At 65.2% G+C, this 13,371-nt stretch carries 12 protein-coding genes and 1 pseudogene; 5 read left to right on the plus strand and 8 right to left on the minus strand.

Going from position 1 to position 13,371, the window contains the following annotated elements:
- From G7Y85_RS19920 to G7Y85_RS19935, 4 genes and pseudogenes are all read left to right on the plus strand, one after another.
- Window positions 1-203: pseudogene (locus G7Y85_RS19920) on the plus strand (hypothetical protein); the annotation flags it as partial.
- 51 nt (window positions 204-254) lie between these two features.
- A complete protein-coding gene (locus G7Y85_RS19925; protein WP_166261756.1) occupies window positions 255-1,463 on the plus strand; it encodes an acetyl-CoA C-acetyltransferase in 1,209 nt (402 codons plus the stop codon).
- A 42-nt stretch (window positions 1,464-1,505) separates the two neighbouring features.
- Complete coding sequence (locus tag G7Y85_RS19930) at window positions 1,506-3,671, plus strand: 3-hydroxyacyl-CoA dehydrogenase NAD-binding domain-containing protein (protein ID WP_166261761.1); 2,166 nt, start codon at window positions 1,506-1,508, stop codon at window positions 3,669-3,671.
- 92 nt (window positions 3,672-3,763) lie between these two features.
- On the plus strand, window positions 3,764-4,561 hold the full coding sequence (locus G7Y85_RS19935; RefSeq protein WP_166261764.1) for an enoyl-CoA hydratase-related protein: 798 nt from the start codon (window positions 3,764-3,766) through the stop codon (window positions 4,559-4,561).
- Window positions 4,562-4,591: 30 nt separating this feature from the next.
- On the opposite strand, the gene G7Y85_RS19940 is transcribed toward G7Y85_RS19935, so the two are convergent.
- On the minus strand, window positions 4,592-5,398 hold the full coding sequence (locus G7Y85_RS19940) for an enoyl-CoA hydratase/isomerase family protein (protein ID WP_166261767.1): 807 nt from the start codon (window positions 5,396-5,398) through the stop codon (window positions 4,592-4,594).
- Window positions 5,395-6,180, minus strand: coding sequence for an SDR family oxidoreductase (locus tag G7Y85_RS19945; RefSeq protein ID WP_166261770.1), 786 nt, complete (start codon window positions 6,178-6,180; stop codon window positions 5,395-5,397). Before G7Y85_RS19945 ends, G7Y85_RS19940 begins: the two co-directional genes overlap by 4 nt.
- Before the next feature lie 285 nt (window positions 6,181-6,465).
- Here G7Y85_RS19945 and G7Y85_RS19950 point away from each other — a divergent pair, with 285 nt between their 5' ends.
- The gene (locus G7Y85_RS19950; RefSeq protein WP_166261773.1) at window positions 6,466-6,801 is read left to right on the plus strand and encodes a 2Fe-2S iron-sulfur cluster-binding protein; all 336 of its coding nucleotides are present in this window, start codon (window positions 6,466-6,468) and stop codon (window positions 6,799-6,801) included.
- A gap of 35 nt (window positions 6,802-6,836) precedes the next feature.
- Here G7Y85_RS19950 and G7Y85_RS19955 read toward each other — a convergent pair whose 3' ends face one another.
- From G7Y85_RS19955 to G7Y85_RS19980, 6 genes are all read right to left on the minus strand, one after another.
- Window positions 6,837-8,705 carry a TolC family protein gene (locus tag G7Y85_RS19955; RefSeq protein WP_166261775.1) on the minus strand — a complete coding sequence of 623 codons (1,869 nt, stop codon included), beginning with the start codon at window positions 8,703-8,705 and terminating at the stop codon, window positions 6,837-6,839.
- Window positions 8,702-10,861: a peptidase domain-containing ABC transporter gene (locus G7Y85_RS19960; RefSeq protein WP_166261777.1), complete on the minus strand. Its 2,160-nt coding sequence runs from the start codon at window positions 10,859-10,861 to the stop codon at window positions 8,702-8,704. The genes G7Y85_RS19955 and G7Y85_RS19960 overlap by 4 nt, the downstream gene beginning before the upstream one ends.
- Window positions 10,862-10,865: 4 nt before the next feature.
- The gene (locus G7Y85_RS19965) at window positions 10,866-11,957 is read right to left on the minus strand and encodes an HlyD family secretion protein (RefSeq protein WP_166261779.1); all 1,092 of its coding nucleotides are present in this window, start codon (window positions 11,955-11,957) and stop codon (window positions 10,866-10,868) included.
- A gap of 215 nt (window positions 11,958-12,172) precedes the next feature.
- Window positions 12,173-12,406 (minus strand): hypothetical protein, encoded by a 234-nt coding sequence (locus tag G7Y85_RS19970; RefSeq protein ID WP_166261781.1) that lies wholly within the window; start codon window positions 12,404-12,406, stop codon window positions 12,173-12,175.
- A gap of 227 nt (window positions 12,407-12,633) precedes the next feature.
- Window positions 12,634-12,966 carry a DUF1475 family protein gene (locus G7Y85_RS19975; RefSeq protein ID WP_166261783.1) on the minus strand — a complete coding sequence of 111 codons (333 nt, stop codon included), beginning with the start codon at window positions 12,964-12,966 and terminating at the stop codon, window positions 12,634-12,636.
- A 94-nt stretch (window positions 12,967-13,060) separates the two neighbouring features.
- On the minus strand, window positions 13,061-13,371 hold a 311-nt coding region (locus tag G7Y85_RS19980; RefSeq protein WP_277817166.1), incomplete at its 5' end, for a carboxyl transferase domain-containing protein.

The raw sequence follows: 13,371 nt of genomic DNA on the forward strand, positions 1-13,371 counted from the left end.
AAGCGGCCAAAGGGATCGCCCTGATGCAGCAGGGCATCGCCAAGGGCGGTCTGAAAAATCCGGACGTGGCCAGGCTCCATCTCGGCTATGCGCAGCTGCTCGCCGGCAAAAAGGCGGATGCAGTCCGGACGCTGTCGTCGGTCAGGGGCAAGGATGGCTCAGCGAGCCTCGCGCGGCTCTGGTTGATCAAGAGTCGCCACTGAACGCGCTGCACGTTTCCATCTCATCACATCGCCGTCGCTCCAGAGAACCGAATGTCCGAAGCCTATATCTACGATCACGTTCGCAGTCCGCGTGGGAAGGGCCGCAGCGACGGATCGCTGCACGAGATCACGCCTTTGCAGCTGGCTACGCAGGTGCTTCAGGCTCTGCGTGATCGCAGTCAGCTGGATACGGCACTGCTCGACGATGTCGTAATGGGCGTAGTGTCGCCGATCGGCGAACAGGGGTCGGTGCTGCCGCGTTCCGCCGTGCTGAATGCGGGCTATGCCGAGACCGTATCCGGCGTGCAGATCAATCGCTTCTGCGCTTCAGGCCTGGAGGCCTTCAATATCGCCACGGCGAAAGTGATGTCGGGTCAGTCGCAGGCTGTCGTCGCCGGTGGCATCGAATCGATGTCGCGCGTGCCGATCGGCGCGGACGGCGGCGCCTGGGCCACGGATCCGGCATTTGCCGCGAAGGTCAGCTTTGTGCCGCAGGGCATCAGTGCCGATCTGATTGCGGCAATCGACGGTTATCGGCGCGAGGACGTCGACGCGTTCGCACTGGAGAGTCAGCGCCGTGCCGCACTGGCCTGGCAGGAAGGCCGGTTCGCGAAGTCGGTAATCGGCATTCGCGACGTGATCGGCGAGGTCGTTCTCGATCGCGACGAATATCTGCGGCCGGGCACGACGATCGCCGATCTTGCGAAGCTCAAGCCGGCGTTCGAGCAGATGGGCACGCAGGGCGGTTTTGACGTGGTTGCCCAACGTCGCTATCCGCAGGTCGAAACGATCCATCACGTTCACACCGCCGGCAACTCGAGCGGCATCGTCGATGGGGCCTGTTCGGTATTGATCGGATCGAAGGCATATGGCGAGGCCAGCGGCCTCAAGCCGCGCGCACGCGTCCGCAGCTTTGCATCGATCGGCTCCGAACCCTGCATCATGCTGACCGGCCCGGTGCCGGTCACCGAGAAGGCCTTGAAGCTGGCCGGCATGAAGGTCGGCGACATCGATCTGTTCGAGGTCAACGAGGCTTTTGCGTCGGTGGTCATGCGCTTCATGCGCGTGCTCGATGTGCCCCACGACAAGGTCAACGTCAACGGCGGGGCGATCGCGCTCGGTCACCCGCTGGGCGCAACCGGCGCGATTCTGATCGGCACCGTGCTCGACGAGCTTGAGCGACGCGGCCTGTCGACCGGCCTGTGCACCCTGTGTGTCGGTGCCGGCATGGGTACGGCCACCATCATCGAGCGGCTCTGAGTTTTGCGTTCGCCGCCCTTCCATCAGTCCGCCTCCACGAGCATGACCAACACGATTCGATTCGAACTGTCCGACGACGGCATCGCGCTGCTGAGCATCGATGTGCCCGATCGTCCGATGAATGTGCTGACGCCGGACTTGCAGGCCGAATTGGCCGCGCTGGTCGAACGCGTCGCCAGCAGCGACAGCATCAAGGGTGCCATCCTCACTTCCGGCAAGGTCGGCGGCTTTGTGGCCGGAGCAGATCTCAAGGATTTCGTCGGTGCCTACGATCGCGGCATCACCGCCGCGCAGGCGGCCGCGATTTCTCGCGACATGTCGGCGTCCCTGCGGCGCTTGGAGAGCTGCGGCAAGCCATTCGTGGCGGCAATCAATGGACTTGCGCTGGGCGGCGGTCTGGAACTCTGTCTCGCCTGCCATTACCGCGTTCTGGTGGACGATGCCAAGGCGGTGGTCGGCCTGCCGGAGGTGAACGTCGGGCTGCTGCCGGGCGCTGGCGGCACACAGCGCCTGCCGAGACTGATCGGCATTCAGGCCGCGCTGCCTTTGCTGCTGCAGGGCAGGTCAGTGAAGCCGGCGGAAGCACTGAAGCTCGGGATCGTGCACGAACTGGCGGATGCCGATCAGCTCATCGCGCGGGCTTACGCATGGCTGCGCGGCACGCCGAGCGCCGAGCAGCCATGGGATCGCAAGGGCTATCGCGTTCCCGGCGGCGCCGGTCCGCTGGCCGCGCATGCCGGCGTCTCGTTCACGTCCGGGACCGCGCTGGCGACGGGCTCGACGCAAGGCAACTATCCGGCACCGCTGGCGATTCTTTCCTGCGTCTTCGAAGGCACGCAGCTGGCGATGGATGTCGGCCTGCGCATCGAGTCCAAATACTTCGGCAAGCTGTTGTCGGGCCCGGTTGCGCGCAATCTGATGCGCACGCTGTTCGTCAACAAGGGCGCGGCGGAAAAGCTGGCGAGTCGTCCGAGCGGAATTCCGAAGTCGAGGGTCGGCAAGCTCGGCATCCTCGGTGCCGGCATGATGGGCGCGGGAATTGCGCACGTCGCCGCGCAGGTCGGGATGCAGGTCGTGCTGCTGGATTCCACCCTGGAACTGGCGCAGAAGGGACGAGACTATTCGGCCAGGCTGCTCGCCAGGGAGTTGAAGAAAGGACGTACGACAGGCGAGCGCATTGAAGCGCAGCTGGCACGGATCAAGGCGACGGCGGACTATGCGGATCTCGATGCCTGTGATCTCGTCGTCGAGGCAGTGTTCGAGCAACGCGACATCAAGGCTGCCGTCACGGCTAGCGCGGAGGCCGTGCTGCCGGCATCGGCGACGTTTGCCTCGAACACGTCGACCTTGCCGATCACCGGACTGGCAAAGGCCTCGAAGCGACCGCAGCAATTCATCGGCCTGCATTTCTTCTCGCCGGTCGAGCGCATGCCGCTGGTCGAAGTCATCGTCGGAGAGCAGACCAGCGACGAGACGATCGCCAAGGCGCTCGACTTCGTCGGGCAGTTGCGCAAGACGCCGATCATCGTTCACGACTCGCCCGGCTTCTTCACGAGTCGCGTGATCATGACCTACACGCATGAGGGCATGCGCATGCTCGAGGACGGCGTTGCACCGGCTCTGATCGAAAGCGCAGGACGCCGCGCCGGATTCCCGGTCGGACCGCTGGCCCTGTCCGACGAAGTCACGATGGCCTTGATGCAGAGCATCATCAAGCAGCAGGAAGCGGACGCCTTGCCCGAGCATCATCGCAGCACGACTGGCCGCTCCGTGATCTTCCGCATGGTCGACGAGCTCAAGCGCGCCGGACGGCGCTACGGCGGCGGCTTCTACGACTACCCGGAGCAAGAGCCGAAGCGACTCTGGTCAGGGCTCGCCGCGGCCTATCCGACGAGCGCCGAGCAAGCCGATATCGATGAACTGAGCCGGCGCTTCCTCTCGATCATGGCGCTCGAATCCGCTCGCTGCTTCGAGGAAGGCGTCATCACCAATCCCGCCGATGCCGATCTCGGTTCCGTGCTCGGCATCGGTTATCCGACATGGACCGGCGGTGTGCTTTCGTACATCGATACCGTGGGCGTGGCGAACTTCGTCGAGCAATGCCGACGGTTGGCCGAACGTTGCGGGCCGCGCTTTCTGCCGTCGACCTGGCTGCAGGAACGTGCCCGGGCCGCGACGAATTTCCATCCGACCGCTTCGACGGGCTGAGTACAGACGCTCGTCGATGACCATCTCCCCTCCGCTTTACGAGCGGATTTTTCCCTCCGCGAACCCGCGGGGGGATTTTTTTGGACGCTGACATGAACTTCAAGGAACTGCAGGTCGATCGGGACGGCTCCGTCCTTTGCATCCGCTTCAATCGGGCGCGCGCATTCAATGCCATGAATTTCGCTCTGCTCGCAGAGCTGGCGCAGGCGATCGACCTCGCCGCGGCCGACAGCGGGCTGCGCGTCGTCGTGCTGACCGGCAACGGTCGCGCCTTCAGTGCCGGTGCCGATCTGACGGCGACGATGGCGCAGCCACCGCTCGACGCCGACGGCCGGATCGATCTGGGATACGCATTGGCCCATTACTACAACCCGATCGTGCGGCGGATGCAGGCGCTTCCGCAGCCGGTCATCGCGGCCGTCAATGGCGTTGCGGCCGGTGGTGCCGCTTCGCTGGCCCTGGGCGCCGATCTCACGGTCGCGGCGCGCTCGGCCAGTTTCGTGCAGGCCTTCATTCATGTCGGCCTGGTGCCGGATGCCGGGGGCAGCTGGTTTCTGCCGCGGCTCGTCGGTCGGCAGCGCGCGATGGGCATGAGCCTGCTGGGTCAGACGGTTTCAGCCGAGCGCGCGCTCGAGCTCGGCATGATCTGGGATGTGGTCGACGATGACGATTTGCTGCCGGCGTCGATGCGGCTCGCGCAGAAACTAGCTAGTGGTCCGCGCACCGGCATCGCCGCGATGAAGCGGGCGCTGCACGCGGCAGCGGACAATACGCTCGATCAGCAACTCGATCTCGAGGAGCATCTGCAGCGCGAATGCGGGCTGTGCCCGGACTTCGCGGAAGGTGCGAACGCCTTTATCGAGAAACGGCGTCCGGTGTTCGCCGCTTGAGCAGCGTCGCGACGGAGGGCGGCGCCGCCTTCATTCGAGACCGAGCGCCTTGCGGATATGCGCACTGACGTCGGGACGCGCCGCCAGACCCACGAGCATTGATTGCTCGCGCCGCAGATGTTCACCAAGCGAGGCGTGCTCGCCTTCGCGAAGCAGGCGGCGGGTCGCAGCCACCGCGGGGCCCGAAGCGATCAGTGCCTGCACACGCAGCAGGACCTCGTCCACGAACAGCTCGTTTTCCTGATCGATCAGCTCGCAGTAGATGCCGAGTTGCAGCGCGGCGTCGGCGGTGACGGCGTCGCCACGCAGCAGCATCTCGAGTGACCGGCGATAGCCGATGATGCGCGGGAGATAATAGGAGGTTGCAGTGTCCGGCGAGAGCCGGAGTCTGGAGAACCCGGCGCGCAGCGTTGCACCGGGCCGCGCATAGGCGAGATCGCAGGCGCACAGCAGGCCGAGACCGGCGCCGGTCGCCGGGCCGTTGACGGCCGCGATAAGCAGCGGGCCGGCATTGGCGATGCGTTCCAGCGCGGCGTGGACGCGGCTCGCGAGCACGTCGAGCAGCGCAGGCAGCTGTGCTGCGCCGTCGGCTTGCGCCAGCGCGCTCTTGAACGCACCGACGTCGCCGCCGGAGCAGAACACGCGGCCTTTGCCCGTCAGCACCAGCGCCTGAATGCCGTCTTCCCGTTCGAGGTGCCCGGCCAGGCCTTCAAGCGCCGCAGCCATATCGGCATTGATGCCGTTTGCGGCCTCTGGTCGATTCAGGGTCGCGATCAGAACGCGGCCTTCGAGACGCTGTTCGATAAGCGGGACGCTGCCGGCGCTGAACGTGCTCATGGCGAGACGAAATTTCCGTGGCGCATGCCGCCGTCGCAGTCGAGCACGGTGCCGGTGACATAGCCCGCCTGCGAACTGCAGAGGAATGCGGCGGCTTGCGCGATGTCGCCGACCTCGCCGAAGTGCTTCAGCGCGGTTGCGTCGCGCACGAAGCGTTCGACCTCCGGTGTCGCCGAGAGACGCGTCAGTCCCTCGGTGCCGGCAATCGGGCCCGGCGAAACCGCATTGACGCGTATCCCTTGCGCGCCCCATTCCATCGCCAGACATTTCACGAGCATGTCGATGCCGGCCTTGGCGGCGCAGGCGTGCGCCTGATTCGCCATCGGTCTTTGCGCCTGCGGTGCGGTGATCGCCAGCATTGCGGCACCGGGCTTGTTCAGCGCGGGGAACGCCGCGGCGAACAGGTTGAAGGTGCCGACCAGATCGATCTCGACGACCGTCTTGAAGGCGTTGGCCGACATGCGTTCGGCCGGCACGAAGAAGTTTCCGGCCGCTGCGGCGATCACGACATCGATGCCGCCGAAGCGCGATTTGCAGTCCGCCATGTGCTCGGCGAGTTTCGCGGATTCGCGGACGTCGACCGCATACGCGATGGCCCGCCCGCCGGCGGCGCTGATTTGCGCGACGGCATGGTCGAGCTTCGACTGGGTGCGGCCGATGATGACGAGCTGCGCGCCGAGCGCTGCCAGATGCCTGGAAATGCCGAGGCCGATGCCGGACGAGCCGCCGGAAATGACAACCACGCGGTCCTGGTAGTCGAGCTGCGATACGGGAGTCGTCACGCCGAAGCTCCCTGATCGCCGTCAGAGCCGGCGGGTGACAAGGTTCGGGGGCCTTCATGGGGACTGGGGACGCGCAGGCTGAAATGCCGCATGACGCTGTTCTCGCTCGGTCGATTGTCGGGCGCCGCTCTCGGGCAGCTGTCGCAAGGCTAAAGTAAATAATGTCGTAGTGCAAGTATGTCGAAAGTGCACGATAATGCACGCATGCCCTGCTGCCGCGCAGCCGTGGCGCATGCGGGTTCTTGGCAAGGCGGGCTTGTCCGCCGGATTCGATGGAGGATGGAGATGTCGTCAGAAATCGCCGCCGAGGCGGCAGCAGTCACTTTCCTGGTCGGCGATCGTCGGATCGAGATCGAGGCGCAGGACGGTGAATCGCTGATGGAGATCGCGACGCATAACGATGTGCCGGGCATCACCGGCGACTGTGGCGGAGGCTGTGCCTGCGGGACCTGCCAGATCGCCATCGCCCCCGAGTGGCGCGAGGCGGCGGGTGAGGCGTCGGAGATGGAGATGGCGATGCTGGAAGCAGAAGGAGAGGCGCCCTGCGGTGCGCGACTCGCGTGTCAGGTGATGATGGCGCCACGGCTCAGGGGTATCGTCGTCTCGGTGTTGCAGCGTTAGCGGCGCGATCGACGGACCTGCCGCGGCTTGTCGTCTCAGGGCCGGGGCGGCGTGGGTGCGGCGTGGCACGGCCCGACGACACGAAAGGCCTGGCTGGCGGAGTGGCGCCCGTCCGGATTGACGACCTCCGCCGTCCAGTTTGCGCCGCAGCCGACGTCCGCCCAGACCCAGATACTCGCGTCTTCGACCAGCACGGGTTGGCGATCGGGAAAATCCATGTCATGCGTCCGATCGTGCAGATTGACGAGGGCGCCGTCGACAAAGTGCCGGCCAGTGATCGTCAGCGCCTGCGGTCCCCTGCTGCCCGGCACCGGCTCCGGCGTGATCGACGTAATGACCGGTGGACCGCTCGGAGGAAGGTCGACGGGCGTCCGCGGCACGGTCGTCGGTGCTGCCGGTGCTTGCAGAATCACCGATCGTGGCGCGCCCTGCGCCGGTGGCGACATTGCCTGGCCATCCTGCAGCGACGACAGATTCAGCTCGCCGAGGCCGGCGGCCAGCTGCAGGCGCGCGAGTTGCCATCGGCTGCGCGACTGTGCGTCGGATTCGCGTGCCGAGGCGAGATCGGACTGCGCCTTGAGCAGTTCGACAATGCTGCCGACGCCGGACTGATAGCGGCCGACGGCCAACGCAAACGACTGACTCGCATTGTCGAGCAGGATCTTGCAGGCCTGCAGATCCTCGCCGCTGGCATGTACTGCCACGTAGCTGTTCCAGACATCCTCTGCGACCTGTTGCTGCGCCGCGAACAGCGTGGCCTCGCGGCCCTCGAGCTCGGCCCGGGCCTGGCGGACCCGATAACGGTGGGCGTAGCCATCGAACAGCGGGATCGTCAGTTGCAGACCGATGCTCGAGGTCTCTATGGTCTGTGCGGTCGACACGCGATCGACCGGATTGGCGCTGCGATCACCGAGTGCCGTCAACGCGATACTCGGTCGACCAGCAGCTTGTGCCGCCGATACGGCGTCGCGTGCCGCGCCCAGCTGCGCGCGCGCATCGGCGATGCGCGGATTCGAACGCAGAGTCTGATCGATCAGGTGATCAGCCAGTGCCGTGACGCCCGGAATTTCGGCCGAGTGCGGATCGCTTTCCTGTAGGGCCGACAGCGTGCCCGGCCGTACGCCGACGACGACGGCCAACGCCCCCATCGCGTTCTCGAGGTTCTGCCTGCCATGAATGCGATTCAGGGTGGCCAGGGCACTGGCGGTATTGGCCTGCAGTCTGTCGGCCTCGGAGCCGACGCCGGCATCGACCTTGGCATCGACGACTTCGACGCTGCGGCGCGCACGCTGTTCCGCTTCGATCTGCGCCGCCAGCGTGTCGCGGGCTTCGATCGCCGTGAAGTAGGCCTGCACGGTTTCGATGAACACCGAGCGAACGATTTCGTCGCGGCTGGCGGCGGCGGCGTCGAGCAGCGCCCGTTCGCGTCGCAGGCTGGCGGCGCGCAGTCCGAAGTCGTAGAGCACCCAGTTCAGCGCCAGGGACTGCTCGTTGCTGCCACCGCGCAGGGAAGCGTCGAATTCCGGCGCGTTCCTTGAACTGACATCTTCGCCGACACGACCGACCGATGCACTCGCGCTGACGCCTGGGAGGTAGGCGGATCGCCCGATCCCGACGGCGGCTGCCTGTGCGACGATGGCCGACCAGGCCTGCCGGGTCTGCGGGTTGAAACACAGGGCACGGCTGATCGCGTCGGAAAGACCGAGTGGCGCCGGCAGCTCGCCGGACGTACAGGGCGACAGACCGGCCTGCGCGATCTGCTGTTCATTGGATGCCGGCATATCGTTCGACGTGCCCAGAGGATCGTCGAACCATGCAGCCTGTGCGCAGACCGGAAGCAGGATCAGCACCGCGGCCGCGAACCGTCGGGCCGGTTTTCGGGAGCGATGCGCGCTGCTGCTCATGAAACGCTCCGCGCCGTCGCCGGATCGACGGTGGGGGCGGGCGTCGAGGCGAAACGGTCGGCCACGATCCTGCCGCTTTCCAGCGTGATGATGCGGTCGGCGGACGCGATCGTCTCCGCGCGATGCGCCACGATGATTCTCGTCATCCCCAGTGCGCGGATGGCGTCGCTGACCTCACGCTCGCGCGCGATGTCCAGATGGCTGGTCGCCTCGTCCAGAATCAGGATCTTCGGCCGCTTGTAGAAGGCACGCGCCAGCAGCACGCGCTGTTTCTGGCCGCCCGACAGCGCGGCGCCCATGTCGCCGATCATCGTGTTGTAGGTCATCGGCATCGCCAGGATGTCGGTTTCGATCGCGGCCAGGCGAGCGCACTGTTCGATCCACGCTCTGTCGGGTCTGGGGTCGAAGAAGCTGATGTTGTCGGCGATCGAGCCGGCGAACAGGACATCGTCCTGCAGAACCGCGCTCGTGATCCGGCGCTGCGCCCGCAAGCCGATGTGATCGGTACGGTGGCCGCCGATCAGCACTTCGCCCGACGCGGGTGGCAGCAGTCCCAGCAGCACGTGCACCAGCGAACTCTTGCCGCTTCCGGACGGGCCGGTGATGGCAACGCATTCGCCGGCCGCGATGCTCACGGAGATGCCGTCGAGCACATCGGCTTCCTGAGGCGCATAGCGTGCATGCAGCGCCCGTATTTCGATGGAAGCGGCCAGTTCGGCCTGGCGCCCGTCATCGAAGCTCGCACCGCGGTCCGGTTCGACCGGACTGAGCAGGATGTCGGCCAGCCGTTCGCCCTGCAGGCGCAGCATGCCGACCTCGATCAGCTTGTCGATCAGGGCGCTGACGCGTGTGTCGAATTGCGTCTTGTAGGCGATGAACGCCAGCAGCATGCCGATCGTGAAGCCCTGTCCGAGTACCAGCCGGGCGCCGAGCCAGACCACCAGAATGTGCTCCGCTCCGAACAGCAGGCCATTGAGGACCTGGTGCAGCAGGGCGATCCTTTTGGTACGCAGGCCGGCATTGACCTGCTCGACCAGCAGGCTCAACCAGCTGGAGCGACGTTCATCCTCACGCTCGAACAGCTTGATCGCCTGAACGCCGCGCACGGTTTCGAGGAAATGGCTCTGCTGCCTCGCGGCGTGCACGATCTGCTCCTCGGTCGCCGTGCGCAGCGGCTTGTACCAGAGCCAGCGTCCCAGTCCGTACAGTACCATCGCGGCAATCGCGATCAGGCAGAGCCGCGGGCTGTAGATCAACATCAGGACCAGCGTTGCGGTCGACATCAGACCATCGAGAATCGCCTCCAGAAAGGAGGTCGTCAGCGTATTCTGAATCGCATCGATCGAGCCGAAGCGCGACAGCACGTCGCCGAGATGGCGCTTCTGGAAGTATTGCGACGGCAGTCGCAGCAGATGCGTGAACGCATTGGCGTGCCATTGCATGCTCAGCGTGGTGCCGAGATACATCAGGACCCAGCCTCGCACCAGGACGACGAACTGTTGCATCAACAGCATCAGCCCGAATCCGATCGCGAGCAGGTTCAGGAGATTGCGATCGGCGCTGACCAGCACATCGTCGGCCACCCACTGCAGCAGGAACGGGCCGACCAGAAAGAACACCTCGAGTGCGAGCGCCAGCAGCAGCGCCTGTCCGAACGAGCGATAGAGCCCGGACACCTCGCCCATGAGCTGGCGCAGCTTCACACCCGGTTGCCGCTCGGAGCGCGTGAAGCCGCTTCCCGGCCACAGCTCAAGCGCGACACCGGTGAACGAAGCCGAAAGTTCCTTCGTCGAAATCCGGCGCACGCCGGAGGCCGGATCGAATATCGTCGCCTCGCGCGCGCCCGTGCTCTTCAGGACGACGAAGTGATTGAAGTTCCAGTGCAGGATGCACGGCGTGCGCAGCTGCGCGAGATCGTCGAGCGCCAGCTTGACCGGACGTGTCGCCAGGCCCAGCTCACTGGCGATCCGCATCATGGTGTCGAGCGTGGTGCCCTTGAGCGAGACGGAAAAGCGCCGGCGCAAGCTCGGCAGATCCGTGTGGTGCCCGAAATATCCGGCCACCATGGCAAGGCAGGCAAGCCCGCATTCCGCCGCTTCGGTCTGCAGTACCAGCGGCAGCTTGCGACCGAAGCCGAAGGACAGGCGCTCGAACATGACGTCAGGTCTGACCGTTCAGGCTGAGCAGCGGATCGAGCACCCACTCGTAAAGCCGTCGACGATCCTGCAGCAGGTCGGCTTCAAGCGTCATGCCGGATCGCAGCGGCTGCGCCCGGCCGTAAGCGTCGACCGATTGTCGGTCGAGCTTGACGCGGATTTCATACGCGGGTTCGCCGGTCGCCGGGCTCTGGCCATAGAGGGACGATTCACCGGATGGCAGCGAGGTCTTGGAGACGAACGACACGGTGCCGCCATAACGCCCGAACTTCTGGTACGGATATGCCGGATAGCGCAGCGACACGCGATCGCCCGGACGGACGAATCCGACCGCCCGACTCGGCGCCATCAGTTCGGCGTGCAGTTCCGAGTTTGCTGGCACGATGCACAGCAGCGGTCTGTCACTCTCCGCGGTCTGGCCGACGTCGGCCGTCACCGTCGTCGCGGTTCCGGCCTGCGTGGCCGTGATCACCAGATATTGCAGATCCAGCTCGTGCGACAGCGAGATGCGCTCACGCTCGAGAATCTGCAGCTGCGATTCCTGTTCGAGAAATCCCGCCTGCTTTTCCTGCAGTTGCTCGCGCGAAACGTATCGCTTGGCAACGAGTCCGGCGTACGCCTGAATGGCGTTCCGACCTATGTCCAGGCGCTTGCGCTGCGTCTCGATCTGCTGATCGAGAAGATCGAGCTGGCGGCTCAGCTCGGCGGACTTCGAAGCCGCCGGAACGTTGCTGCCGATTCCGTCGGTGCGCTCAGCCTGGGCACCGGAATCGCGAACGCCGAGCGAGCGCTCGCCCGATACGACGAACAGCACGTCGCCCGGCTTGACCTGCTGGTTTTCCTGAACGTGACGTTCCAGAACCACACCGGTAATCGGCGAATAGATCTTGATGAGGCCGGCATCGGGCAGCAGTTGTCCGCTGACCGTGTTGTGCCGTGTATAACTGCCGAAGATCAGGAACAGGACGACGACGATCGCGAACGCGATGGCCACCGCGCCGAGCAGGCGCAGGGATGGCGGCTGAATCAGGACGATTCTTCCGTACGGCGCCGCGTTGCGCGCGGCGAGCGCCTCGCGTCGATAGAGCGATGACATCGTGATGCCGACAATCGAGGACGACGACCGCTCTCAGGATGGTTCGCCATGTGATCACGCCGGCGCGCGGCCGGCGTTCGCGTCGTCGGCCAACAGCCTGGTCAGTGATCGTCGTGTACCGACAGGGCGGACCGTCCCGTCAGGGAGGCAGTCCGCCATGCGATACCAGGCTCGCCGTGCGTCAGCGCGGACTGTCCGGGAGGGTGGTGGCCAGCTCAATGGCGGTGATTGATGCTCGCGAGCAGCTTGCTCAGCGAGCCGCCGCCAACTTCAACGAGCCCGGAAAGGAACTGGTTCTTGAACACATTGCCGAGCGCGGTAAAGCCGGCACCGACGAATGCCTGCGCGATGTTGCTGGAAACCAGCGGCGTGATCAGGGGCAGGGTGCGGTTGCTGTCGGCACCCGAAACGCTGGCTACTTCTTCGCGGCTGAGAGTCTGGATCGTCATGTTGCTCCTCGTGTTTCTTTTGCTGGTGCTGTATGGGTGTCGCGGCTCTTAATGTTTCCATTATAGATATTACACATTGGAAACAATGTCTATGTATCACGATGTGACGAGGCGCGCAAGCCGCTTCGCACTGCGGCTCGTGCCTGCCTCGCCACGGCGTCGGGCTGGCGCCCGGTCCGGACGTCGGCGAGCGCACTCGACTCCGATCGGGGCGCTGCAGGTGGCTTTCAGGTGCGTCGGCCGAGCAGAAGCCGGTCGAAACGGCCTTCGGCCTTGAACGTGGCGATGAAAATGTAGGCCAGCGAATACGCGCCACCGAACATGATCGCGAACAGGCCGAGGGGTATGCCCAGCAGCCGGTTCTCGCGGTAGGCGATCCAGGCCGCCATCAGCAACAGATGCATCGAGAAGTCGGCGTTGTACTGCGCACGCCAGGGATGCGCAAAATCCTGGAAAAAGACGATGCCGCCCGGCGCCAGCCCCATCGTCTCGACCGCGTGGACGCTGACCGTGATGACCGACAGCCAGGCCAGAGTGATACAGATTCTGAACATCAGCATGAGAAACTCCTGGCTTGCTATATCGTTGGTGATGGCGATGCGGGGCGGTCGGTGCTTGCCGGTGGCAATGTGTCCATGTGCGCCGCCGCATCGCCTACATCCGGAACACCCCGTAGCGCGGCTCTTCGATCGGCGTGTTGAGCGCGGCGGAGATGGCCATGCCGAGGGCATTGCGGGTGTCGACCGGATCGAGGATGCCGTCGTCCCAGATTTCCGACGTGGACCAGTAGGCGCTCTGCTTGCGCTTGAATTCGCCGAGCACCGGATCGCGGATCGCGTCGATGTCGGCCTGCGTCAGCTTCCTGCCCTGCTTGGCGAGCTGGCGGATCTTGACGTCGGCGAGGGTATTGGCGGCCTGCTCGGCGCCCATCACGCTGATCTGACTCTGCGGCCATGCGAACATGA

This window comes from Solimonas terrae (genome assembly GCF_011067135.1).
GTDB lineage: Bacteria > Pseudomonadota > Gammaproteobacteria > Nevskiales > Nevskiaceae > Solimonas > Solimonas terrae.

Bases quoted from the DNA above. Each gene is read 5' to 3' on its own strand.
- G7Y85_RS19960 (WP_166261777.1), bottom strand. From the start codon at position 10,861: ATGTTCGAGCGCCTGTCCTTCGGCTTCGGTCGCAAGCTGCCGCTGGTA.
- G7Y85_RS19940 (WP_166261767.1), bottom strand. From the start codon at position 5,398: ATGAGCACGTTCAGCGCCGGCAGCGTCCCGCTTATCGAACAGCGTCTC.
- G7Y85_RS19925 (WP_166261756.1), top strand. From the start codon at position 255: ATGTCCGAAGCCTATATCTACGATCACGTTCGCAGTCCGCGTGGGAAG.
- G7Y85_RS19935 (WP_166261764.1), top strand. From the start codon at position 3,764: ATGAACTTCAAGGAACTGCAGGTCGATCGGGACGGCTCCGTCCTTTGC.
- G7Y85_RS19950 (WP_166261773.1), top strand. From the start codon at position 6,466: ATGTCGTCAGAAATCGCCGCCGAGGCGGCAGCAGTCACTTTCCTGGTC.
- G7Y85_RS19955 (WP_166261775.1), bottom strand. From the start codon at position 8,705: ATGAGCAGCAGCGCGCATCGCTCCCGAAAACCGGCCCGACGGTTCGCG.
- G7Y85_RS19930 (WP_166261761.1), top strand. From the start codon at position 1,506: ATGACCAACACGATTCGATTCGAACTGTCCGACGACGGCATCGCGCTG.
- G7Y85_RS19975 (WP_166261783.1), bottom strand. From the start codon at position 12,966: ATGCTGATGTTCAGAATCTGTATCACTCTGGCCTGGCTGTCGGTCATC.
- G7Y85_RS19965 (WP_166261779.1), bottom strand. From the start codon at position 11,957: ATGTCATCGCTCTATCGACGCGAGGCGCTCGCCGCGCGCAACGCGGCG.
- G7Y85_RS19970 (WP_166261781.1), bottom strand. From the start codon at position 12,406: ATGACGATCCAGACTCTCAGCCGCGAAGAAGTAGCCAGCGTTTCGGGT.